A 23766-nucleotide genomic window follows, 5' to 3' on the forward strand; every position below is an offset into this window, starting at 1 on the left:
GGGCGATTAGCTCAGGGGGAGAGCGCTTCGTTCACACCGAAGAGGTCACTGGTTCGATCCCAGTATCGCCCACGAGCCGACGGCGACCCCTGTCCGCGGAAAGCGCGGACGGGGGTCGCCGTCGTCGTTATTGCGCGGCTGCGCCGCGCGGGCGGGGGCTCCGCCCCGCACCCCCGGAGAGGGCCGTTCCGCATCGTGCGGAACGGCCCTCCGGCTTTCCGTGCCGGGATGCGGCTCGGGCGGCTCAGGCCGCCGTCGCCAGGCCGCTCGTACGCAACGGCCAGGCCGGGTCGCAGCGTTCGTCCGAGCCGTTGTGCGCGAACCACGCCGTCAGGCCGCGCGCCTGCGCGCCGTGCCAGACCGCCTGCCGCGCGTGCAGCTCCGCCGCGCTGAGGTCGCTCAGCCGCTCCGCGTAGCGCTGGCCGATGGCCCGCACGAGGTGCAGCGCCGCCGTCGCGTCCGCCCCCGCCTCGTGGGCGCCGGCCAGCTCCACGCCGTAGTGCTCGCACAGCGCCGTGAGCGTGCGGCTGCCCTTGCGATAGCGGTCGAGGTGGCGGTCGAGCACCAGCGGGTCCAGCACGCACAGCGGTGCGCCGCTCAGGTACTTCGGCAGCGAGGAGGCGCGGTGCCGGCGTAACTCGCGGTCCAGCAGCGTCAGGTCGAACGGGGCGTTCATCACCACCAGCGGCACGTGGCTCGCGCACTGCGCCGCCAGCGCCTTGCCGACCTCCTCCATCACCGGCGCCGGCCAGCGGCCGAGGCGCTGCAGATGCGGCAGCGTCAGGCCGTGCACCGCCGTGGCCGCCGCCGGGATCTCCACGTCGGGGGAGACGAGCCACGACGTGCGGCGGGGCGGTGACGTGATGTGGGGCTGCACGACGACGGCTGCGGAGAGTATCCGGTCGCGCTCGACGTCCACGCCGGTGGTCTCGGTGTCGAAGGCCGCGAGCGGCCCCTCGTACCAGAGTGTCATCAGCCCCAACTCCCTGGAGTTTTGCGGGCGGTGGAGGTCAGGCCCGCCGACCGGGTGATACCCGGAACGCGCCGGATTCGAACTACGGTTGTTTGGCGGAGAGTCGGTGCGGTGACAACAGAGAGTGAGGGTCAGGCAAGCCTCCGGTCGCCCGCGGAGGTCCGGGCCCCGTCACCTACCGGCATCGTGTGGAAGGCAGTTGGGCCATGGCCCTGGCACGGCCTGAACCGGGCGGTCTGCTTCCCGAGCGGGCCGCGCCGAAGCGCGGCGCGCTCGCCGTGACGGCGTGCATGGAGACGCTGCAGATCGCCTATCTGCACGCGGTCGCCGCCGCCGCCGGCTGCACCCTGGCGCAGCCCTTCCCCGACAGCGGCATCGACTGGCACGTCAGCCACACGGCGCCCGCCCACCCCGGCGGCGGGCACCTGGTCGACGACGAGGTCACGCTCAAGGTGCAGTTGAAGGCCACGTACCAGATCGCGCCGCACCCCGCCGGCCCCAGCTTCCCCTTCACCCTCGATAACGCCCACCTCGCGCAGCTCGCCCGCGCCCCCGTGACGGTGCACAAGATCCTCGTCGTGATGCTCGTGCCGCGCCGCCGCGAGGAGTGGTTACGGGCCGCACACGACCGGCTGGAGCTGCGGCACTGCTGCTACTGGGTCAACCTCGCCGGCCACCCCGTGACCGGTGCCCGGCGGACCACTGTGCGGGTGCCCACCGCCCGCGTCTTCGACGACCGCGCGCTCTGCGAGATCATGACGCGGGTCGGCAGGGGAGGGAGACCCTGATGTACCGGCAGCCCCCCGAGCCCGACCCCGTCCGCACCGACCCCGCCGTGCTCGGCGCCCTCCTCGCCCGCCATGGCTGGCGCCGGCACGGCGGTTCCACCGGCCGGTACGCGCGCTTCACCCCGCCCGGCGACGCGCCGGGCGGCGCCAGCGTCCTCGTCCCCGCCGACCGCGCCTTCCCCGACTGCACCGACCTGCTCGCCGAGGCGCTCACCGCGCTGGCCCGCAGCCCCGAGCCGTCCGCCCCGCTCGTCCTCACCGCCCTGGCCGTGCCCAGCGACGAGGTCAGCTGGGAGTACGGCGCCGAGCGGCGCGCCGGGCCCGCCCGGTGGGCCGACGCCGAGCGGCTCTCCGCCGCCGCCCGCGGCATGCTGCTGGCCGGCGCGCTCGCCACCCGCCGCCCGGCCGGCTTCCACGGCGCCCGGCTGCGCCCGCACGCCGCCCGGGACGTCGAGCAGACCCTGCTCGGCCCCGGCGCCCACGCCGCCCGGCTCACCGCCTTCGTACCCGCGCCGGAGGGCCGCCGGGTCACCGCCACGCTGTTACGCGCCCTGCACGGCACTCGCGACGCGGTGGACTACCAGCGCACCACCGGCGGCATGGAAGCCTTCGACAGCGCCGTCGCACTCGGCGTGTGCCACGAGCTGGCCGAGGCGCTGACCGCCCTCGTGCGCGGTACCGAGGGCGTGCGCATCACCCTGGCCTGGGCCCCGGCCCACCCGCCGCCGGAGGGCTCCGCCGCCGCCCCCGAGCCGGTGGAGTTCACCCCCGGCGACGTCCCGGCCCTGCAGCGGGCCGCCGTGCGCTTCCGGGCCCGGGAGCCCTCCCTCCCGGTCCGGCTCACCGCAGCCGTCACCCGGCTCAGCCGGTCGGCAGCCACCGGCCCGGGCCGGGTGCGGCTGCGGGTACTCGCGGGCGCGGACGTCACCGACGTGCGGGCCTCGCTCGACGAGCAGGCGTACCGCGTCGCGGCCCAGGCGCACCTGGCCGGCGTGCCGATCCGGCTGAGCGGCCGGCTGGAGAGCCGCGGCGGCTTCCGGCGCGTCACCGGAGTGTCAGGGGTGGTGCCCGCACAGGTGGAGGACGCCGAGCGGGACCGGCTGCTGAAGTCGGAGCACGAGAACCTGGACTTCTTCGACGAGGCGTACGGCGACGGCTGAGCGCACCGGCCGGTCCCGCCCGCCCGTCGTCCGTCGCCTGCCCGTCGCCCCGCCCCTCGCTCGGCCCCACCGCCCGATTTCGCCGAGTGACCTCCCGGCTCGGTACGATTCACGCCGTGCCGCCGCACGCGCGGCACCCCACCCCTCGCGAAGGAGACCTCGTGTCCGACGTCCGTGTGATCATCAGCCGCGATGCCGCCGAGCGGGAAGAGCGCGTGGTCACGACGGGCACGACGGCCGCCGACCTCTTCCCCGGCGAACGCACGGTGATCGCCGCCCGCGTCGCCGGCGCGCTGAAGGACCTCGCGTACGAGGTCGCCGACGGCGACGTCGTCGAGCCGGTGGAGATCGACAGCCCCGACGGCCTCGACATCCTGCGGCACTCCACCGCCCACGTCATGGCCCAGGCCGTGCAGGAGCTGTTCCCCGAGGCCAAGCTCGGCATCGGCCCGCCGATCAAGAACGGCTTCTACTACGACTTCGACGTCGCCGAGCCCTTCCACCCCGACGACCTCAAGCGCGTCGAGAAGAAGATGCAGGAGATCGTCAAGCGCGGGCAGCGCTTCTCCCGCCGCGTCACCACCGACGCCGACGCCCGCGAGGAACTGGCCGCCGAGCCGTACAAGCTGGAGCTGATCGGCCTCAAGGGCAACGCGGCCGACGCCGCGGAGGGCGCGTCCGCGGAGGTCGGCGCCGGCGAGCTGACGATCTACGACAACCTCGACGCCAAGACCGGCGAGCTGTGCTGGAAGGACCTCTGCCGCGGCCCGCACCTGCCGACGACGCGGATGATCCCGGCCTTCAAGCTGATGCGTTCCGCCGCCGCGTACTGGCGCGGCAGCGAGAAGAACCCGCAGCTGCAGCGCATCTACGGCACCGCCTGGCCGTCGCGGGACGAACTGAAGGCGCACCTGGAGTTCCTGGCGGAGGCCGAGAAGCGCGACCACCGCAAGCTCGGCGCCGAGCTGGACCTCTTCTCCACCCCCGAGGACATCGGCTCGGGCCTCGCCGTCTTCCACCCCAGGGGCGGCGTCGTGCGCCGCGTGATGGAGGACTACTCGCGCCGGCGGCACGAGGAGTCGGGCTACGAGTTCGTCTACACCCCGCACGCGACGAAGGGGAAGCTCTTCGAGAAGTCGGGCCACCTGGACTGGTACGCCGACGGCATGTACCCGCCCATGCGGCTCGACGAGGGCCAGGACTACTACCTGAAGCCCATGAACTGCCCCATGCACAACCTGATCTTCGACGCCCGCGGGCGCTCGTACCGCGAACTGCCGCTGCGCCTCTTCGAGTTCGGCACCGTCTACCGGTACGAGAAGTCCGGCGTCGTGCACGGCCTGACCCGGGCCCGCGGCTTCACCCAGGACGACGCGCACATCTACTGCACCAAGGAGCAGATGGCCGGCGAGCTGGACTCGCTGCTGACCTTCGTGCTGAACCTGCTGCGCGACTACGGCCTGGAGGACTTCTACCTGGAGCTGTCCACCAAGGACCCGGAGAAGTTCATCGGCTCCGACGAGGTCTGGGAGGAGGCCACCGAGATTCTCCGCCAGGCCGCCGGAAAGCAGGGCCTGGAGCTGGTCATGGACCCGGGCGGGGCGGCGTTCTACGGGCCGAAGATCTCGGTGCAGGCCAAGGACGCCATCGGCAGGACGTGGCAGATGTCCACGATCCAGGTGGACTTCAACCTGCCGGCCAGGTTCGATCTTGAGTACACCGCCGCCGACGGTTCGCGGCAGCGGCCGGTGATGATCCACCGGGCGCTCTTCGGCTCCATCGAGCGGTTCTTCGCCGTGCTGCTGGAGCACTACGCGGGCGCCTTCCCGGCGTGGCTGGCGCCGGTGCAGGTCGTCGGCATCCCGATCGGCGACGACCACGTGCCGTATCTGGAGGAGGTCGCGGCGCAGATGCGGGCCCGCGGGCTGCGGGTCGAGGTGGACTCCTCGTCCGACCGGATGCAGAAGAAGATCCGCAACGCCCAGCGCGGCAAGATCCCCTTCATGGTCATCGCCGGTGACGACGACATGGCCAAGGGGGCGGTGTCGTTCCGTTACCGCGACGGGTCGCAGAAGAACGGGATTCCCCGTGACCAGGCCATCGCCGAGGTCGTTGACGCGGTAGAGCGCCGGATCCAGGTATGACGTGTACCCCTGCCGAGCCGGGGATGGTCCGCTCCAGCTGTGGAACGGCGGCCAACTGATGGCGTGCTCCCCGCATCCGCGGGGATCGAGGGGGGCCGCCGAGGCGGCCCCCTGTCCCTGATCCGCCCAGCTCGTCCACCTATGCTTGCCGTATGACGAGCGAGCCGGATCAGCAGATCGGGGTCGGGTCACCGGACGCGTTCCAGCGCCTGTGGACGCCCCACCGGATGGCTTACATCCAGGGTGAGAACAAGCCCACCGGCAGTGACGCCGGTGACGGCTGCCCGTTCTGCACCATCCCGGCCAAGTCCGACGAAGACGGGCTCGTCATGGCCCGCGGTCGGCAGGTATATGCGGTCCTGAACTTGTATCCCTACAATTCCGGACACCTCATGACCGTCCCCTACCGTCACGTCGCGGACTACACCGAACTGACGGAGGCCGAGACGCTGGAGCTGGCGGACTTCACCAAGCGCGCGATGACCGCCCTGCGCACCGCGTCCGGGGCGCAGGGGTTCAACATCGGCCTGAACCAGGGCCCGGTCGCCGGCGCCGGCATCGCCGCGCACCTGCACCAGCACGTGGTGCCACGGTGGGGCGGCGACACGAACTTCATGCCCGTCGTCGCCCATACCAAGGTGCTGCCGCAACTGCTCGCGGACACCCGCGCGATGCTCGCCGACGCCTGGCCCCGGGACTGACCCCACCCGGCCCCGCGCTCAACCCTCAGTCCTCAGCCCGACGCCTTCGCCAGCGCCTGCTCCAGGTCCGCCCACAGGTCCTCCGGGTGCTCGATGCCCACCGCGACCCGCACCGTCCCCTCGCCGATGTCCATCGCCGCCAGCGCCGCGGCGTCGAGCTGCCGGTGCGAGGTGCTCGCCGGGTGCATGACGAGCGTCTTCACGTCGCCCAACGACGGGCTCAGCAGCGCCAGCCGCAGCGACTCGACGAAACGGCGCCCCGCGTCCCGGCCGCCCGGCAGGTCGAACGCCAGCACCCCGCCGCCCGCCGCGAGCAGCCGGGCGGCCGTGGCCCGGTCCGGGTGGCCCGGCAGCCCGGGGTGGCGGACGCGGGCGACGGCCGGGTGGGCGGCCAGCCGTTCGGCCAGCGTCAACGCCGTCGCGGACTGCCGCTCGACGCGCAGCGCCAGCGTCGCCATGCCGCGCAGCGTCAGCCACGCCGCGAACGGGTCCGCCGCCGCGCCCAGCTCCACGGCGTGCGCCCAGACCCGGCGGCGCAGCTCGGCGTCCCGGAAGACCGCCACGCCGCCGAGGATGTCGGCGTGGCCGCCGAGGTACTTGGTGGCGGAGTGGACGACGATGTCGGCGCCGTGGTCGAGGGGGCGGCAGAGCAGCGGCGTGGCGAAGGTGTTGTCGACGACGCCGGTCACGCCGGCCTCCGCGGCGGCGGCGAGGAGCGCGGGCAGGTCGGTGACGGCGGTGGTGGGGTTGGCGATGGTCTCCAGGTAGAGCAGCCGGGTGCGCGGTGTGAGTGCGGCCCGTACCTCGTCCGCGTCCCGGCCGGAGACGTACGTGACCGAAAGCCCCCAGCGCGCTGCCAGATCGGTCAGCGTGGCGTACGTGCCCCCGTAGAGGGAGCGCTGCGCGATGACGTGGTCGCCGGCGGAGAGCAGGGCGAGGAGGACGGCGTTGATCGCGCCCATGCCGGAGGCGAAGGCCAGCCCGCCGGTGCCGCCTTCGAGGCCGCTGACGGCCTCCTCCAGCGCGCGGACGGTCGGGTTGCCGAAGCGGTTGTAGAGGTACGCGCCGTCGGGGTCGTGGAAGGCGGCGGCGAGCGCGTCGGCGGAGTCGAAGGTGAAGACGTGGCCCTGGTGGATCGGCACCGTCGCCGGGCGGCTGCCCTCGGGGACGGGCACGGGCGGGTGGGCGGTACGGGTCGAGGGGTGCAGGTCGGCGTCCATGCCGGAAGTCTCCGCCGCGAATGGGTTGCCGGAACAGGGCCAATTCCGGGAGATTGGTCCGCCATGGACACCGACGACGTGCGGGCCTCCGACCTGGTGGCCGCCCTCGGCCGCTGGTCGGCCGGGCGCGGCCCGCTGTACGTGCTGCTGGCCGCCCGGCTGCGGCGGCTGGTCGACGAGGGCCGGCTGCGCCCCGGCGCGGCGCTGCCGCCGGAGCGGGCCCTCGCGGCGGCGCTGGCCGTGGGGCGGACGACGGTGGTGGCGGCGTACGGCGTGTTGCGGCAGGAGGGCCGGGTCGTACGGCGGCAGGGGAGCGGCACGCGCGTCGCGGAGGCGGCGCTCGTGCCGGGGCGGGCGGCCGAGACTGCGAACCCGCTCTTCCTCAACCTGCTGGAGCCGTCCGACGGCGTGATCCTGCTCAGCTGCGCCGCCCCGGACGGCCCGCCGCCCGAGCTGGTCAGCGCGTACCGCGACCTCGCCCTGCCCGCCACCGGCCTCGGCTACCACCCCGCCGGGCTGCCCGCCCTGCGCGCCGCCGTCGCCGCCCGCTACGCCGGGCGCGGCATCCCCACGGACCCGGCGCAGATCCTCGTCACCACCGGCGGCCAGCAGGCGCTGGCGCTGCTCACCCGGCTCCTCGTCGCCCCCGGCGACCCGGTGCTGGTCGAGGCGCCGGCGTACCCGGGGGCACTCGACCTGTTCCGGGAGGCGGCCGCCGTGCTGCGGCCGGTGCCCGTGGGGGCGTACGGGATCGACGTGGCCGCGGCGGTGCGGACGATGGCGGAGCACCGGCCGGCGCTCGCGTACGTCGGCTCCGTGCACCAGAACCCCACCGCCGCCGTGCTGCCCCCGCTGCGCGGGCGGCGGCTGACGGAGGCGGCGGGGCGCCTCGGCGTGCCGCTGGTGGACGACGAGGTGGTGGCGGACCTCGCGTTCGACGGCGCGCCGCCGCCGGCGCTGGCGGCCGGCGCGGCGGGCGGCGCCGAGGTGATCAGCGTGGGGTCGCTCAGCAAGGTGGTGTGGGGCGGGCTGCGCATCGGCTGGGTGCGCGCGCCGGCCGGTGTGATCACCCGGCTCGCCCGGCTGAAGGCCGTGCACGACCTGGGCACGGACGTGCCGGCCCAGCTCGCCGCCGTCTCGCTGCTGGCGGCGTACGAGCCGCTGCTCGCCCGGCGCCGTACCGAGCTGCGCCGCGCCCACGACCACCTGCGCGCCGAGCTGGCCCGGCTGCTGCCCTCGTGGGACTGCCCGCCGGTGCGCGGCGGGCAGACGGTGTGGCTGCGGCTGCCGTACGGGGACGGGGTGGCCTTCGCGCAGGTGGCGCTCCGCCACGGGGTCGCGGTGCTGCCCGGCGCCTGCCTGGACGCCGCCGGGGGCAGCGGCCCGTACCTGCGGCTGCACTTCTGCTCCCCGCCGGACGTGCTCACCGAGGCCGTCGAGCGGCTGGCCGCGGCCTGGACGGCGTACGACGGCAGCTCCCGCCCGGCGACGCCCGCGGCCCTCGGCGGCGTGACCGTCTGACCCGGGCCCGCCGCCGCGCGGGGCGTCGTCAGCCGTCGTACACGTCCGCCCGCCGGGGCTCCGCGCCCTGCACGGCCCCGCTGAGGAACGCCGACCGGGCGCCGAAGCTCGTGGTGTCCACGTCGTGCTCCTCCAGCACGCGCAGCGCGGCCGAGTGCACCACCCGCAGCACCGGCGTCGCGGCGCGCAACGCGTCGTCGGCCATGAAGCGGTGCCGCCACGGCTTGTCCGCCCACACGTGCCGCAGCCCGAAGGGCTCGGGGAGCTTCAGCTTGCCGCCGAGGTAGTCGAGCAGCGGCGGATACCAGGTGAACGGCGCCCGCGCGGCCAGCCGCACCACCTCGCGGGTACGGACCAGGGGGAGCGGCTTCTCCTTGGTCTCCCAGAACTTCACGCCGCTCACGGTCTTGGTCTCGCGGCTGGGCTTGCTGGTGAACAGCGGGTGCACCGGGCCCAGCGCGTGCCCCGTGACCTCGATGCGCAGCGTCTGGTGCAGCACGGTCACCGAGACCAGCAGCGTGATGACCAGCTGGCCGTCCCAGAGCGTGAACTGCACGCCCAGATAGTGCCGGTTGCCCGCCCCGAACTGCTGCTCGTTGCAGATCCGCTGGACCTCGAAGTCCCGTACGGAATAGCCGTCGACGATCGCGCCGCCGGGCCGGGCGACCTCGCCCGCGCCCTCGCCTATCGGCGCGACGATCCAGTGCTTTATCGCGGGCGCCGGGAAGCCGCCGGTGTGCAGCGGGGTGCGCTCCAGCATGCGCAGCTGGTCGTGTACCGCCTTGACGACGTCCCAGCTGCGGAAGGGGTGGATCTCGGCGACGGACTCCTTGGGCTTGAGGTCCTCCGCCAGCTGCCAGGCGCCCCAGCGGGTGCCCATGCCGAGTATCCCCTTGGGGCCGGCGTAGAAGACGACGTTGCTGTGCTGCTCCGCGGACAGCTTCGCCAGGCCCAGCCGCAGCCGCTCCGCGCTGGCCTCCCCGGGGTTGCTCGGCACCGCCTCCGGGATCTTGGCGCCGAGGCCGCCGCCGGACAGCAGCGACGTCCAGTGCTCGCGCAGGCCCTTGGCGTACTTCTCGCAGATCCGGTTCGCCCAGAACCAGCCGATGATCGGCGCGACCAGCAGGCCGCGCAGATAGATGCCGAGCAGGCCGTTGAGGGGGAGCGTGAGGAACATGTAGATCGCGGCGACGCCGAGGACGCCCAGCAGGACGTAACCCACCGCGCCGACGCGCTTGTCCGACGCGCCGGCGAGGGTGCGGCGGAGCTGGAAGACGCCGAGCCAGAGCAGCACTCCGGGCAGGAAGAGCAGCCCGAAGACGGCCATCACCACGGTCAGCCGGGTGTCGCGCTCCTTGCGGTAGCGGTTGGCCGCCAGGCAGTGCTCCAGCACCGCCTGCGGCTCCGTGCCGAACGACTGGATGAGCGGCTTGCGGCCGTCGGCGAGCATGCGCACGGTGACCGCGCGCGCGAACGCCTCGCCCAGGTTCGGCTCGAAGAGCGAGAGCCTGCCCTTCTTGAAGTCCGACTTGCTCCAGTCGTTGTTGGCGTCGAGCAGCTTGGCGACCGGGTTGTCCCGGTAGGCCGTGGAGGCGAGCGCGTGGGTGGCGGCCGTCTGACCGTGGGCGCCGGAGAGCGGCACCTGTGCGCGTGGGGCGAAGTCGAACTCCAGCCCCTCAGAACCAGCCACTTCCGCCCCCAACGCCGCGCGTTCGCCCCGGTGGTGGGGCCGGGCCCGCGGGCAGCGGGCCCGACCACCAATGTGCCCCAGCCTAGCCGCGGTCAACCGTCGCCGGGCCGCCGATCACGGATCTTCGCGGCCAACTGCTGCGGCATCGGCTCGTGCCGGGCGTACGCCCGGTCGAACCGGCCGGTGCCGTGCGACAGGGAGCGCAGATCCACGGCGTACCTGCCGATCTCGAACTCCGGCACCTCGGCGCGTACCAGCGTCCGGCCGCCGGCCGACTGCTCGGTGCCGACCACGCGGCCGCGCCGCCCGGACAGGTCGCTCATCACCGGGCCCACGAACTCGTCCGCGACCAGCACGCTGATCTCGGCGACCGGCTCCAGCAGGTGGATCTGCACCTGCGCCGCGGCCTCCCGCAGCGCCAGCGCGCCCGCCGTCTGGAACGCGGCGTCGGAGGAGTCCACCGAGTGCGCCTTGCCGTCGACGAGCGTGATCCGTACGTCGACCAGCGGATAGCCGGTGGCCACGCCCTTCACGGCCTGGCCGCGTACGCCCTTCTCCACCGACGGGATGAACTGCCGCGGCACCGCGCCGCCGACCACCTTGTCCACGAACTCGATGCCCGAGCCCTCCGGCAGCGGCTCGACCTCGATCTCGCAGATGGCGTACTGCCCGTGGCCGCCGGACTGCTTCACGTGCCGCCCGCGCGCCGCCGACCGGCCCGAGAACGTCTCGCGCAGCGACACCTTGTGGTCCACCGAGTCGACCTGCACGCCGTACCGGGTGCGCAGCCGCTCCAGCGCCACGTCGCGGTGCGCCTCGCCCAGACACCACAGCACCAGCTGCCGGGTGGACGCGTTCTGCTCCAGCCGCATCGTCGGGTCCTCGGCGCACAGCCGGGCCAGGCCCTGCGACAGCTTGTCCTCGTCCTGTTTGGTGTGCGCCTCGATGGCCACCGGCAGCAGCGGGTCGGGCATCGCCCACGGCGCCATCAGCAGCGGTTCCTCCTTGGCCGACACGGTGTCGCCGGTCTCCGCGCCGTTCAGCTTGCCGACGCAGGCGATGTCGCCGGCGATCGCCGCGTCCAGCGGGCGCTGGAGCTTGCCGAAGGGGGCGGTGAGCGAGCCGATCCGCTCGTCCGTGTCGTGGTCCTCGTGCCCGCGGTCCTCCATGCCGTGCCCCGAGACGTGCACCGTCTGGTCGGGGCGCAGCGTGCCGGAGAAGACGCGCAGCAGCGACAGCCGGCCGATGTACGGGTCCGAGGAGGTTCTGACCACCTCGGCGGCCAGCGGTCCGGCCGGGTCGCAGGCCAGCTCCGGGCAGGCCTCCCCGCGTACGGTGGTGACGTCGGGGATCTCCCGCTCCAGCGGGGTGGGGAAGCCGCCGGTGATCAGCTCCAGCAGCTCCACCGTGCCCAGCCCCTGCGTGCCGCCCTCGGCGGCGGGCGCGGCGGCCAGCACCGGGTGGAACACCCCGCGCGCGACGGCCTTCTCCAGGTCCTGCACGAGCGTCTTGACCTCGACGTCCTCGCCGTCGAGGTAGCGGTCCATGAGGGACTCGTCCTCGCTCTCGGAGATGATGCCCTCGATGAGCCGGTTGCGCGCCTGTTCGATCAGCGGCAGCTCGTCCGGGCCGGGCGCGCGGTCCTCGCGGGCGCCGGCGGAGTAGTCGAAGACGCGCTGGGTGAGCAGCCCGATCAGCCCGTGTACGGGCGCGTGGCCGTCCGCGCCCGGCTCGCCGAGCAGCGGCAGGTACAGCGGCAGCACGGCGTCGGGGTCGTCGCCGCCGAAGGCCTCCCGGCAGGTTTCGGTCATCTGTTCGAAGTCGGCTCTGGCCGCGTCGAGGTGCGTGACGACGATCGCGCGCGGCATCCCGACCGCCGCGCACTCCTCCCAGAGCATCCGGGTCGCGCCGTCCACGCCGTCCGCGGCCGAGACGACGAAAAGGGCCGCGTCCGCTGCCCGCAGACCGGCCCGTAGCTCCCCGACGAAGTCCGCGTAGCCGGGGGTGTCCAGAAGGTTGATCTTGATGCTGTCCCACTCGACCGGGACCAGCGAGAGCTGTACCGAGCGTTGCTGGCGGTGCTCGATCTCGTCGTAGTCGGACACGCAGCCGCCGTCCTCGACCCGGCCGGCCCGGGAGAGCGCCTTCGTGGTCAGTGCCAGCGCCTCCACCAGCGTCGTCTTACCGGATCCGCTATGGCCGACCAGCACCACGTTCCGAATGTCGGAGGGCCGGGCGGCCGCCGCTGCCCTGCCGGCGGCTCCGGGGTGTGCGTTTGCTTTGTCACCCATGTGTCTCGCCTCCGTTGACACGTGCGGTGCATTCGAGCTTTGCACCGTGGCCAGACCCCGTCCATAGGACGGACGGCTCCGGACGGTCGTACGGGCCCGCCCGCGGCCCGGCGCCCCGCCCCGTCCACAGCCCTGTCCACGGCCCTGTCCACAGCCCCGCGCCCGGCCCGCGCGGTCCCGCCCGGGCGCTGGCTACGATGGCTGCGCTACGTTGAGCGACTTCCACCGACGAGCCCCCGGCCTGCCGCGGGCCCGCCGACCGGCAACCCTGGGACGGCCATGCTGAACAAGTACGCGCGTGCGATCTTCACGCGTGTCTTCGCACCGATCGCCGCGATGCTGCTGCGTCGCGGCGTCAGCCCCGACACCGTCACCCTTGTGGGCACCCTCGGGGTGATGGCGGGGGCCTTGGCCTTCTTCCCGCTCGGGGAGTTCTTCTGGGGCACGGTGATCATCACCTTCTTCGTCTTCTCCGACCTGATCGACGGCACCATGGCCCGGCAGTCCGGCCGCTCCAGCCGCTGGGGCGCCTTCCTGGACTCCACCCTCGACCGGGCGGCTGACTCCGCCGTCTTCGGCGGCATCGCGCTGTGGTACGCGGGCGACGGCGACGACCTCATGATGTGCGCGGTGGCGATCTTCTGCCTGGCCGGCGGCCAGGTCGTGTCGTACACCAAGGCGCGCGGCGAGAGCATCGGGCTGCCGGTGAAGGTCAACGGGCTGATGGAGCGGGCGGACCGGCTGGTGATCACCCTGGTGCTCGCCGGCTTCGCGGGCATGGAGCGCGCCTTCGGTATCCCGCACATCGACATCCTGCTGCCCATCGCGCTCTGGGTGGTCGCCGCGGGCAGCGCCGTCACGCTCCTCCAGCGGATGGTGACCGTGCACCGGGAGGCCGCCGAGAAGGACGCCGCCGACCCGCTGCCGCCGCCCGCGCCGCGCGGCGGCCCGCCGCGGCCGCCCTCGGCAGGCGCAGCCGCGCCGGCGGACCAGGAGCGCGCGTGAGGGAGCGCCTGACCGACGGGGTGTACGGCCTGGGCTGGGCCGCCGTGAAACGGCTGCCGGAGCCCGCCGCCGCCGCCCTCGGCAGGCGCATCGCCGACACCGCCTGGCGGCGCGACGGCACGGGTGTACGGCGGCTGACGTCTAACCTCGCCCGGGTGGTCCCCGACGCCGGGCCCGAGCGGCTGGCCGAGCTGAGCCGGGCCGGCATGCGTTCGTACATGCGCTACTGGATGGAGTCCTTCCGGTTGCCCGCGTGGCCCAAGGGGCGCATCCGGGAGGGCTTCGACCCCGCGGACGTGCACCGGCTGGAAGACGGCCTCGCCGGCGACACCGGCGTGATCCTCGCGCTGCCGCACATGGGCAACTGGGACCTGGCCGGCGCCTGGGTCACCACCAAGCTGGGGGTGCCCTTCACGACCGTGCAGGAGCGGCTGCGGCCGGAGTCGCTGTACGACCGCTTCGTCGCGTACCGCGAGAGCCTGGGCATGGAGGTGCTGGCGCACGGCGGCGCGAGCGCCTTCGGCACCCTCGCCCGGCGGCTGCGCGACGGCGGGCTGGTCTGCCTGGTCGCCGACCGCGACCTGTCCGCCGCCGGCGTCGAGGTGGACTTCTTCGGCTCCGCCGCCCGCATGCCCGCGGGCCCCGCGCTGCTCGCCCAGCAGACCGGCGCGCTGCTGCTGCCCGTCACGCTCTGGTACGACGACTCACCGGTCCTGCAGGGGAAGGTGCACCCGCCGGTGGAGGTGCCCGCGACCGGCACCCGCGCCGGGAAGACCGCCGCCATGACGCAGGCCATGGCCGACGACTTCGCCGCCGGCATCGCCGGGCACCCGGAGGACTGGCACATGCTGCAGCGCTTCTGGCTGGACGACCTCAAGGGCGGAGCGCCGTCGTGAGGATCGGGATCGTCTGCCCGTACTCCTGGGAGGCGCCCGGCGGGGTGCAGTTCCACGTCCGCGACCTGGCGGAGCACCTGATCGCCGCGGGCCACGAGGTCTCCGTCCTCGCGCCCGCGGACGACGACACCCCGCTGCCGGACTACGCCGTCTGGGCCGGCCGGGCCGTCCCCGTGCCGTACAACGGCTCCGTGGCGCGCATCAACTTCGGCTTCCTGTCCGCCGCCCGGGTGCGCCGCTGGGTGCGCGACGGCGACTTCGACGTGCTGCACATCCACGAGCCGGCCGCGCCGTCGCTTGCGCTGCTGGCCTGCTGGGCGGCGAAGGGGCCGATCGTGGCCACGTTCCACATGTCCAGCCCGCGCTCCCGCGGCATGATCGCCGCGTACCCGATCCTGCAGTCGGCGCTGGAGAAGATCAGCGCCCGGATCGCGGTCAGCGAATACGCGCGCCGCACGCTCGTGGAGCACCTGGGCGGCGACGCCGTCGTCATCCCCAACGGCGTCGACGTGTCCTTCTTCGCCGCGGCCGAGCCGAAGGCCGAGTGGCAGGGCCGCACGCTGGGCTTCATCGGCCGCATCGACGAGCCGCGCAAGGGGCTGCCGGTGCTGATGGAGGCGTTCCCGCGGGTTCTGGAGCGGGTGCCGGACGCCCGGCTGCTGGTCGCCGGGCGCGGGGACCGGGCGGAGGTGGCCGCGCAGCTGGCGCCGGCGGTGCGGGAGCGGGTGGAGTTCCTGGGGATGGTCAGCGACGAGGACAAGGCGCGGCTGCTGCGCAGCGTCGACCTCTACGTGGCGCCGAACACCGGCGGCGAGTCGTTCGGCATCATCCTCGTGGAGGCGATGTCGGCGGGGGCGCCGGTGCTCGCCGCCGACCTCGACGCGTTCGTCCAGGTGCTGGACGGCGGCACGGCCGGGGAGGTGTTCGCGCGCGCGGACGCCGGGGACCTGGCGGAGCGGGCGGCCGGGCTGCTGCTGGACGACGGCCGCCGGGCCGGGCTGCGCGAGCGCGGCAGCCGGCACGTACAGCGCTTCGACTGGTCGACGGTCGGCGCGGACGTCCTCGCGGTGTACGAAACCGTGACCCAGGGCGCGGCGTCGGTCGCGGAGGACGAGCGCGCCGGGCGCTGGGCCCGCTCCGGCCCCGCCCGCGACCGGGAGGCGTGACCCGTGACGGCCCCGCTGACCCTCCTCCTCGTCGCGGTCGCGCTCTGCCTGATCGGCGTCTACCTGAGCTGGACCGCCGGACGGCTCGACCGGCTGCACACCCGTATCGACGCCGCCAAGGCGGCCCTCGACGCCCAGCTGCTGCGCCGCGCCTCGGTGGCGCAGGAGCTGGCCACCAGCGGCGTGCTCGACCCGGCCGCCTCGATCGTGCTCTACGACGCCGCGCACGCCGCCCGGCAGGCGGAGGAGGACCAGCGCGAGGTCGCCGAGAGCGAGCTGAGCCAGGCGCTGCGGGCGGTGTTCGAGGCCCCGGAGCAGGTGGAGGCGGTGCGTGGGGCGCCGGGCGGGGAGGAGGCCGTACACGAGCTGGCGGAGGCGGCGCGGCGGGTGCCGATGGCGCGGCGCTTCCACAACGACGCCGTACGGGCGGCGCGGGCGCTGCGGCGGCACCGCAAGGTGCGCTGGTTCCGGCTGGCCGGGCACGCGCCGTTCCCGCTGGCGGTGGAGATGGACGACGAGCCGCCGCCGGCGCTCACGGACCGCGCCCCGGCGGGCTGACCCGCGCGGCCGACCCACGCGCCGGGCCCGACGGCCACGGCTTGCCGATTGGCTCTTTCCCGGCCCCTCCCGCCTGGGGTTTCCTTGACGGTGGCGGACGCTCGGGCCCGTAGACCGAACGTGTTTACGATAGATATGTCGCGCCCCGCGCCGCGTCAACGTCCACACGCACCCCTTCACCCCAGCGAGGTTCCACCGTGTCCAGCACGCCCAGCTCCGCCCCCCAGCCGTCGGCTCCCGAGACCGGCACCGCACGCGTCAAGCGCGGCATGGCCGAGCAGCTGAAGGGCGGTGTCATCATGGACGTCGTCACGCCCGAGCAGGCGAAGGTCGCCGAGGACGCGGGCGCCGTCGCGGTGATGGCCCTGGAGCGGGTCCCCGCCGACATCCGCAAGGACGGCGGCGTGGCGCGCATGTCGGACCCCGACATGATCGAGGGCATCATCGAGGCTGTCTCCATCCCCGTGATGGCCAAGTCCCGCATCGGCCACTTCGCCGAGGCCCAGATCCTGCAGGCGCTCGGCGTCGACTACATCGACGAGTCCGAGGTCCTCACCCCCGCCGACGAGGTCAATCACTCCGACAAGTGGGCCTTCACCACCCCCTTCGTCTGCGGCGCCACCAACCTCGGCGAGGCCCTGCGCCGGATAGCCGAGGGCGCCGCCATGATCCGCTCCAAGGGCGAGGCCGGCACCGGGAACGTCGTCGAGGCCGTCCGCCACCTGCGCCAGATCAAGAACGAGATCGGCGCCCTGCGCGGCCTGGACAACCACGAGCTGTACGCCGCGGCCAAGGAGCTGCGCGCCCCGTACGAGCTGGTCGCCGAGGTGGCGAGGCTCGGCAAGCTGCCCGTCGTGCTGTTCTCCGCCGGCGGCGTCGCCACCCCCGCCGACGCCGCGCTCATGCGCCAGCTCGGCGCCGAGGGCGTCTTCGTCGGCTCCGGCATCTTCAAGTCCGGCGACCCGGCCAGGCGCGCCTCCGCCATCGTCAAGGCCACCACCTTCTACGACGACCCGAAGGTCGTCGCGGACGCCTCCCGCAACCTCGGCGAGGCCATGGTCGGCATCAACCTCGACACCCTGGACGACTCCGAGCGCTATGCCGGCCGGGGCTGGTGAGGACGACCCGCATGGCCACCCCCGCCATCGGCGTCCTCGCCCTCCAAGGCGACGTACGCGAGCACCTGGCCGCCCTCGACGCGGCCGGCGCGCCCGCCGTGCCGGTGCGCCGGCCGGCGGAGCTGGCGCAGGTGTCCGGCCTGGTCGTCCCCGGTGGCGAGTCCACCACCATGTCGAAGCTGGCCGTCGCCTTCGGCCTGCTGGAGCCGCTGCGCGCCCGGGTGCGCGCGGGCATGCCCGCGTACGGCTCCTGCGCCGGCATGATCATGCTCGCGGACAAGATCCTCGACCCGCGCTCCGGCCAGGAGACGGTCGGCGGCATCGACATGATCGTGCGGCGCAACGCCTTCGGGCGGCAGAACGAGTCGTTCGAGGTGCCGCTGGAGATGACCGGTGTCCCCGGCGGCCCCGTGCACGGCGTCTTCATCCGGGCCCCGTGGGTGGAGTCCACCGGCGCCGGGGTGGAGCGGCTGGCGGAGGTCGACGGGCACGCCGTCGCCGTGCGGCAGGGTCCGCTGCTGGCGACGTCCTTCCATCCCGAGCTGACCGGCGACCACCGCGTGCACGCCCTCTTCGCCGATATGGTGCGCCGGGCGGCATGACCGCCACCGGTAGGATCGACGAGTTCGTTGTCGGTAGTCGAATGCGCGGAACGCGGAATGGAGCGGGGCTGTGTCCGGCCACTCTAAGTGGGCAACCACCAAGCACAAGAAGGCCGTGATCGATGCCAAGCGAGGAAAGCTCTTCGCCAAGCTGATCAAGAATGTCGAGGTCGCGGCGCGGCAGGGGGGACCCGACCCGGACGGCAATCCCACGCTGTACGACGCGATCCAGAAGGCAAAGAAGCAGTCCGTCCCGAACAAGAACATCGACAGCGCGGTCAAGCGCGGTGCCGGTCTCGAAGCGGGCGGCGCCGAGTACGAGACGATCATGTACGAGGGGTACGGCCCCAACGGCGTGGCGGTCCTCATCGAGTGCCTGACGGACAACCGCAACCGCGCCGCCTCCGACGTCCGCGTCGCCATGACCCGCAACGGCGGCTCCATGGCCGACCCCGGCTCCGTGTCGTACCTGTTCAACCGCAAGGGCGTGATCATCGTCCCCAAGGGCGAGCTGGGCGAGGACGACGTGCTGGCCGCCGTGCTGGACGCCGGCGCCGAGGAGGTCAACGACCTGGGCGAGTCCTTCGAGGTGCTCAGCGAGGCCGGCGACATGGTCGCGGTACGCACCGCCCTGCAGGACGCCGGGATCGACTACGACTCCGCGGAGGCCAACTTCGTCCCCACCATGCAGGTGGAGCTGGACGAGGAGGGCGCCCGCAAGATCTTCCGGCTCATCGACGCCCTGGAGGACAGCGACGACGTGCAGAACGTCTTCGCCAACTTCGACGTCTCCGACGAGATCATGGAGAAGGCCTCGGCCTGAGCGTGCCGAGCACGCCGCCCGGCGCGCGCCGCCGAGCACGCTCCGCAGGGCCCGTGGGACGACGACCACGAGAACCTCAGCATCCCGCGGGCCTTCGGCTGCGGTGTCGGTGCCGGCCGGTAGCCTGCACACACGTACGCGCGCAGACGAGAGGGGGCGGCCGGTGCGGGTGCTCGGAGTGGACCCGGGGCTGACGCGGTGCGGCGTTGGCGTCGTGGACGGTGCGCCGGGCCGGGCGCTGCGGATGGTCGCCGTCGGCGTCGTACGCACCCCTTCCGACGCCCCGGCCGCCGAGCGGCTGCTGCTCATCGAGCGCGGCGTCGAGGAGTGGCTCGACGCGCACGAGCCCGCGGCCGTCGCCGTCGAGCGCGTCTTCAGCCAGCACAACGTCCGCACGGTCATGGGCACCGCCCAGGCCAGCGCCGTCGCCATCCTCTGCGCCGCCCGCCGCGGCCTGCCCGTCGCGCTGCACACCCCCAGCGAGGTCAAGGCCGCCGTCACCGGCTCGGGACGCGCCGACAAGGCGCAGGTCGGCGCCATGGTCACCCGGCTGCTGCGGCTCGACGCCCCGCCGAAGCCGGCCGACGCCGCGGACGCGCTGGCGCTGGCCATCTGCCACCTGTGGCGCGCCCCCGCGCACGACCGGCTGCAGCGCGCGCGTGCAGCCGCCGCCGCACCGCCGCGCGCAGTCCACCGGATCCGGAGAGACCCCGCGTGATCGCCTTCGTCAGCGGCCCCGTCGCCGCCCTCGCCCCCGACGCCGCGGTCATCGAGGTCGGCGGCATCGGCATGGCCGTGCAGTGCACGCCCGACACCCTGTCCACGCTGCGCGTCGGCAAGGACGCGCGGCTGGCCACCTCCCTCGTCGTACGGGAGGACTCCCTCACCCTCTACGGGTTCGCCGACGACGACGAGCGCCAGGTCTTCGAGCTGCTGCAGACCGCCAGCGGCGTCGGCCCGCGGCTGGCCCAGGCCATGCTCGCCGTGCACCGCCCCGACGCGCTCCGCCGCGCCGTCGCCACCGGCGACGAGAAGGCGCTGACCGCCGTCCCCGGCATCGGCAAGAAGGGCGCGCAGAAGCTGCTGCTGGAGCTGAAGGACCGGCTCGGCGAGCCGCTCGGCAGCAGCGGCCTCGTCACCCGCCGGTCCGGCGCCGCGCCGGCCGCCGGCTGGCGCGATCAGCTGCACGCCGCGCTCACGGGCCTGGGGTACGCGCCCCGCGAGGCCGACGAGGCCGTCACCGCGGTCGCTCCGCAGGCGGAGGAGAACGGCGCCGCGCCCCCGCCGCTGCCGCAGCTCCTGCGCGCCGCCCTGCAGACCCTGAACCGCGCCCGATGACGGCGCCGCCCGGCCCCCGGCGCGTACCGCGAACCGAACCGGCACCCCGACCACGACGGACGGATCCACAATGACCTGGGAGGACGCCGACCCGCGGGTGGTGGACTCGGCCGCCGACGCCGACGACCGGGCGGTGGACACCGCGCTGCGTCCGAAGGACCTCGCCGAGTTCGTCGGCCAGGAGCGGGTGCGCGAGCAGCTCGACCTGGTGCTGCGCGCCGCCCGCCAGCGTGGCGGCGCCGCCGACCACGTGCTTCTCTCCGGCCCTCCCGGCCTCGGCAAGACCACCCTCGCGATGATCGTCGCCGCCGAGATGGCCGCGCCGATCCGCATCACCTCCGGACCCGCCATCCAGCACGCCGGCGACCTCGCCGCGATCCTCTCCTCGCTCCAGGACGGCGAGGTGCTCTTCCTCGACGAGCTGCACCGCATGTCACGCCCCGCCGAGGAGATGCTCTACATGGCGATGGAGGACCTGCGCGTCGACGTCGTCGTCGGCAAGGGCCCCGGCGCCACCGCCATCCCGCTGGAGCTGCCCCCCTTCACCCTGGTCGGCGCGACCACCCGGGCCGGGCTGCTGCCCCCGCCGCTCCGCGACCGCTTCGGCTTCACCGGGCACATGGAGTTCTATTCGCCGGCCGAGCTGGAGCACGTCCTGCACCGCTCCGCGAACCTGCTCGCCGTCGCCGTCGACGCCGCCGGCGCCGCCGAGATCGCCGGCCGCTCCCGCGGCACGCCCCGGATCGCGAACCGGCTGCTGCGCCGGGTGCGGGACTACGCGCAGGTCAAGGCCGACGGCGTGATCACGCGCGAGATCGCCGCCCGCGGCCTGGAGGTCTACGAGGTGGACGGCCGTGGTCTCGACCGCCTCGACCGCGCCGTCCTCGGCGCGCTGCTCAAGCTCTTCTCCGGCGGCCCCGTCGGGCTGTCCACGCTGGCCGTGGCGGTGGGGGAGGAGCGGGAGACCGTCGAGGAGGTCGCCGAGCCCTTCCTCGTACGCGAAGGGCTGCTGGCCCGCACCCCCCGCGGTCGCGTCGCCACCCCGGCGGCCTGGGCCCATCTCGGCCTCACACCCCCGCAGCCGGGCGGCGGCATGCAGCAGACCGCCTTCTGAACGCCCCCGCGACGGCGCGCGCAGTCACCGGGTGCGGAACCCGGGTGCCATGCCGGGCGTTGTTCCCACGGCGGAACTCGCTTAGACTCCGCCGACGCCTTCCGGAACCGGAGGGCACCCCCCGCCCCCCAGAACAAGGCCGTGGCGAACGCGGTCCTACGAAGGAAACCCGGACACCGTGGATATCACGATTCTCTTGCCGTTCATCGTGCTCATCGGGGCGATGTTCCTGATGACCCGCTCGGCGAAGAACAAGCAGCGCCAGATGATGAGCATGCGGGACCAATTGCAGCCGGGCAGCGGCGTGCGGACCGTCGGCGGCATGTACGCCACGGTCAAGGAGGTCCACGAGGACACCATCCTCCTGGAGGTGGCCCCGGGTGTGCACGCGATCTACGCGAAGAACTCCATCGGCGCCGTCCTGGACGACGCCGAGTACAACCGCATCGTGCACGGCGCTCCGGAGTTCGACGACGAGGAGATCACCGCGCCCGACGACGCCTCCTCGCTGACCGGCTCCGCCGACGGTGACGACGCGGACGACGACGAGAAGGCGGGCAAGATCGACCTCGGCAAGGGGGACGCGGACGCCGACGCTGACGTCGATGCCGGCGCCGACGTCGATGCCGACAACGCGGACAACGCCGACGACGTCGTGGAAGCCGCCGACGAGGACGAGAAGAAGAACGGCGGCTCCGCCGCGAAGTGACCGCGGCCCGTCGGCGGCGGCCCCGCACCACGTGCGGCGGCGCCGCCGGCCGCGGTGAACGGGGGACCGGTCACTTTTCGCCTCGCGGCACCGCGGGGCTACACTTCGTGACCGCGCGACGAGCCGCGCCGCGCGGTGTCTGGACAGGAGAAACGAGAAGGTGGCAGCACCGAAATCGGGTCGCAGGTCCCAGGGATCTCAGGGCAGGCCCTGGCGGCCCCTGCTGCTGATCCTGACCGCGATCGCCGCGCTCACCGGTGGGATGTTCCTCTCCGGGCACACCACCCCGCGCCTCGGCATCGACCTCGCCGGCGGCACCAGCATCACGCTGGAGGCCAAGCCCCAGCCCGGCGGCGAGAACGCGATCAACTCCACCAACATGGATACCGCCGTCAGCATCATCGAGCGCCGCGTCAACGGCCTCGGTGTGCAGGAGGCGGAGGTCCAGACGCAGGGCAGCAAGCACATCATCGTCAACATCCCTAAGGGCACCGACCAGAAGACGGCACGCGAGCAGGTGGGCACCACCGCGCGGCTGTTCTTCCGCCCCGTGCTCTCGTACGACGTGAGCGAGCCCTCCAAGCCGTCGCCGAGCGCCTCCGAGTCCGGGGACCAGGACAAGGACAAGGACAAGCAGAAGGACAACGGCAAGGGCGACGACGCCGCCACCTCGCCGTCCCCGTCCGAGACCGCCTCCGACGAGGCGAGCCCCAGCGACGACGCCACCGAGCAGGGCCGGGCCCTGTCCGAGGGCCTCGCCCAGGCCGACGACTCGCCCAGCCCGAGCGAATCCGAGGCGCCGGCCGAGACGACGCCTCCGGCCGAGCCGGCGCCCACCGGCCAGGTCCCCGCCGACGTGCAGAAGAAGCTCGACGCGCTGGACTGCTCCAACGCCGAGGAGCGCACCAAGGTCGGCGAGAACGCCAAGCCGACCGACACCGTCGTCGCCTGCGACAGCGACGGCGCGTACAAGTACGCGCTCGGCCCGGCCGAGGTCGAGGGCACGGACGTCGACGACGCCTCCGCCACGTACGACGCTCAGCAGGGCTCCGGCTGGATCGTGCAGCTGGAGTTCAACGACAAGGGCTCCGACAAGTTCGCCGACGTCACCGGCAAGCTCGCCTCCCAGGCCCCGCCGAACAACCAGTTCGCCATCGAGCTGGACGGCGAGGTCGTCTCCGCCCCCTCCGTCGACGAGTCGATCACCGGCGGCCGGGCGCAGATCTCCGGCAGCTTCAACCAGGAGTCGGCCGAGGAGCTGGCCAACGTCCTGTCGTACGGCGCGCTGCCGCTGTCCTTCGAGGAGTCCGAGGTCACCACCGTCTCGCCGGCGCTGGGCAACGAGCAGCTGGAGGCCGGCCTCATCGCCGGCGCCATCGGGCTGGCGCTGGTGATCATCTACCTCGTCGCGTACTACCGCGGGCTGGCCCTGGTGGCCGTCGTCAGCCTCCTGGTCTCCGCCGCGCTCACCTACACGATCATGTCGCTGCTCGGCCCCGGCATCGGCTTCGCGCTGAACCTCCCGGCGGTCTGCGGCGCCATCGTGGCGATCGGCATCACGGCGGACTCGTTCATCGTCTACTTCGAGCGCATCCGCGACGAGATCCGCGAGGGGCGCAGCCTGCGCCCCGCGGTGGAGCGCGGCTGGCCGCGCGCCCGGCGCACCATCCTGGTCTCCGACTTCGTGTCGTTCCTCGCCGCGGCCGTGCTCTTCGCCGTCACCGTCGGCAAGGTGCAGGGCTTCGCCTTCACGCTGGGCCTGACCACGCTCCTCGACGTCGTCGTGGTCTTCCTCTTCACCAAGCCGGTGATGACCATCCTGGCCCGCAAGCGCTTCTTCGCCAGCGGGCACCCGTGGTCCGGGCTCGATCCCAAACGGCTGGGAGCCAGGCCACCGCTGCGCGGCCGCCCGCGCGCCGCCGGTCCCGTCAACCCGAAGGAGGTCTGAG

At 73.5% G+C, this 23766-nt stretch carries 21 protein-coding genes and 1 tRNA gene; 18 read left to right on the forward strand and 4 right to left on the reverse strand.

Annotated elements, in window-relative coordinates; genetic code table 11:
• Positions 1-72 (forward strand) — tRNA-Val (locus tag T328_RS04020).
• Positions 73-244: 172 nt separating this feature from the next.
• On the opposite strand, the gene T328_RS04025 is transcribed toward T328_RS04020, so the two are convergent.
• A complete protein-coding gene (locus T328_RS04025; RefSeq protein WP_496494437.1) occupies positions 245-973 on the reverse strand; it encodes a 3'-5' exonuclease in 729 nt (242 codons plus the stop codon).
• 206 nt (positions 974-1179) lie between these two features.
• Here T328_RS04025 and T328_RS04030 point away from each other — a divergent pair, with 206 nt between their 5' ends.
• From T328_RS04030 to T328_RS04045, 4 genes are all read left to right on the forward strand, one after another.
• Positions 1180-1761: a DUF4365 domain-containing protein gene (locus tag T328_RS04030; protein WP_496494438.1), complete on the forward strand. Its 582-nt coding sequence runs from the start codon at positions 1180-1182 to the stop codon at positions 1759-1761.
• Positions 1761-2921: a hypothetical protein gene (locus T328_RS04035; RefSeq protein WP_496494439.1), complete on the forward strand. Its 1161-nt coding sequence runs from the start codon at positions 1761-1763 to the stop codon at positions 2919-2921. Before T328_RS04030 ends, T328_RS04035 begins: the two co-directional genes overlap by 1 nt.
• A 161-nt stretch (positions 2922-3082) precedes the next feature.
• The gene (thrS, locus tag T328_RS04040) at positions 3083-5065 is read left to right on the forward strand and encodes a threonine--tRNA ligase (RefSeq protein ID WP_496494440.1); all 1983 of its coding nucleotides are present in this window, start codon (positions 3083-3085) and stop codon (positions 5063-5065) included.
• A gap of 152 nt (positions 5066-5217) precedes the next feature.
• On the forward strand, positions 5218-5766 hold the full coding sequence (locus T328_RS04045; RefSeq protein ID WP_496494441.1) for an HIT family protein: 549 nt from the start codon (positions 5218-5220) through the stop codon (positions 5764-5766).
• Between the two features lie 32 nt (positions 5767-5798).
• Here T328_RS04045 and T328_RS04050 read toward each other — a convergent pair whose 3' ends face one another.
• A complete protein-coding gene (locus tag T328_RS04050; protein ID WP_496494442.1) occupies positions 5799-6986 on the reverse strand; it encodes a trans-sulfuration enzyme family protein in 1188 nt (395 codons plus the stop codon).
• Between the two features lie 63 nt (positions 6987-7049).
• Here T328_RS04050 and T328_RS04055 point away from each other — a divergent pair, with 63 nt between their 5' ends.
• The gene (locus tag T328_RS04055; protein ID WP_496494443.1) at positions 7050-8507 is read left to right on the forward strand and encodes an aminotransferase-like domain-containing protein; all 1458 of its coding nucleotides are present in this window, start codon (positions 7050-7052) and stop codon (positions 8505-8507) included.
• A 28-nt stretch (positions 8508-8535) separates the two neighbouring features.
• Here T328_RS04055 and T328_RS04060 read toward each other — a convergent pair whose 3' ends face one another.
• Positions 8536-10197 carry an AbeC-like domain-containing protein gene (locus tag T328_RS04060; RefSeq protein WP_496494444.1) on the reverse strand — a complete coding sequence of 554 codons (1662 nt, stop codon included), beginning with the start codon at positions 10195-10197 and terminating at the stop codon, positions 8536-8538.
• A 92-nt stretch (positions 10198-10289) separates the two neighbouring features.
• Positions 10290-12488, reverse strand: a complete 2199-nt coding sequence (locus T328_RS04065; RefSeq protein WP_496494445.1) for an elongation factor G-like protein EF-G2 — start codon at positions 12486-12488, stop codon at positions 10290-10292.
• A gap of 279 nt (positions 12489-12767) precedes the next feature.
• Here T328_RS04065 and pgsA point away from each other — a divergent pair, with 279 nt between their 5' ends.
• From pgsA to secD, 12 genes are all read left to right on the forward strand, one after another.
• Positions 12768-13493: a phosphatidylinositol phosphate synthase gene (pgsA, locus tag T328_RS04070; RefSeq protein ID WP_496494446.1), complete on the forward strand. Its 726-nt coding sequence runs from the start codon at positions 12768-12770 to the stop codon at positions 13491-13493.
• Positions 13490-14389, forward strand: a complete 900-nt coding sequence (locus T328_RS04075; RefSeq protein WP_496494447.1) for a phosphatidylinositol mannoside acyltransferase — start codon at positions 13490-13492, stop codon at positions 14387-14389. Before pgsA ends, T328_RS04075 begins: the two co-directional genes overlap by 4 nt.
• Complete coding sequence (locus tag T328_RS04080; RefSeq protein ID WP_496494448.1) at positions 14386-15555, forward strand: glycosyltransferase family 4 protein; 1170 nt, start codon at positions 14386-14388, stop codon at positions 15553-15555. Before T328_RS04075 ends, T328_RS04080 begins: the two co-directional genes overlap by 4 nt.
• 3 nt (positions 15556-15558) lie before the next feature.
• A complete protein-coding gene (locus tag T328_RS04085) occupies positions 15559-16113 on the forward strand; it encodes a LemA family protein (protein WP_496494449.1) in 555 nt (184 codons plus the stop codon).
• 197 nt (positions 16114-16310) lie between these two features.
• Entirely contained in the window at positions 16311-17231 is a 921-nt protein-coding gene (gene pdxS, locus T328_RS04090) for a pyridoxal 5'-phosphate synthase lyase subunit PdxS (RefSeq protein ID WP_496494450.1), read from the forward strand.
• Between the two features lie 11 nt (positions 17232-17242).
• Entirely contained in the window at positions 17243-17833 is a 591-nt protein-coding gene (gene pdxT / locus T328_RS04095) for a pyridoxal 5'-phosphate synthase glutaminase subunit PdxT (protein WP_496494451.1), read from the forward strand.
• A 70-nt stretch (positions 17834-17903) separates the two neighbouring features.
• Positions 17904-18656, forward strand: coding sequence for a YebC/PmpR family DNA-binding transcriptional regulator (locus T328_RS04100; RefSeq protein ID WP_496494452.1), 753 nt, complete (start codon positions 17904-17906; stop codon positions 18654-18656).
• A gap of 163 nt (positions 18657-18819) precedes the next feature.
• Entirely contained in the window at positions 18820-19374 is a 555-nt protein-coding gene (gene ruvC / locus T328_RS04105) for a crossover junction endodeoxyribonuclease RuvC (protein ID WP_496494453.1), read from the forward strand.
• Complete coding sequence (gene ruvA, locus T328_RS04110; RefSeq protein WP_496494454.1) at positions 19371-19994, forward strand: Holliday junction branch migration protein RuvA; 624 nt, start codon at positions 19371-19373, stop codon at positions 19992-19994. The genes ruvC and ruvA overlap by 4 nt, the downstream gene beginning before the upstream one ends.
• A gap of 70 nt (positions 19995-20064) precedes the next feature.
• Positions 20065-21108 (forward strand): Holliday junction branch migration DNA helicase RuvB, encoded by a 1044-nt coding sequence (gene ruvB / locus T328_RS04115; RefSeq protein ID WP_496494455.1) that lies wholly within the window; start codon positions 20065-20067, stop codon positions 21106-21108.
• Between the two features lie 178 nt (positions 21109-21286).
• The gene (gene yajC, locus T328_RS04120) at positions 21287-21817 is read left to right on the forward strand and encodes a preprotein translocase subunit YajC (protein ID WP_496494456.1); all 531 of its coding nucleotides are present in this window, start codon (positions 21287-21289) and stop codon (positions 21815-21817) included.
• Positions 21818-21977: 160 nt separating this feature from the next.
• A complete protein-coding gene (secD, locus tag T328_RS04125) occupies positions 21978-23765 on the forward strand; it encodes a protein translocase subunit SecD (protein ID WP_496494457.1) in 1788 nt (595 codons plus the stop codon).
• Position 23766: the final 1 nt, after the last annotated feature.

The organism is Streptomyces sp. CNX435, from assembly GCF_059570575.1.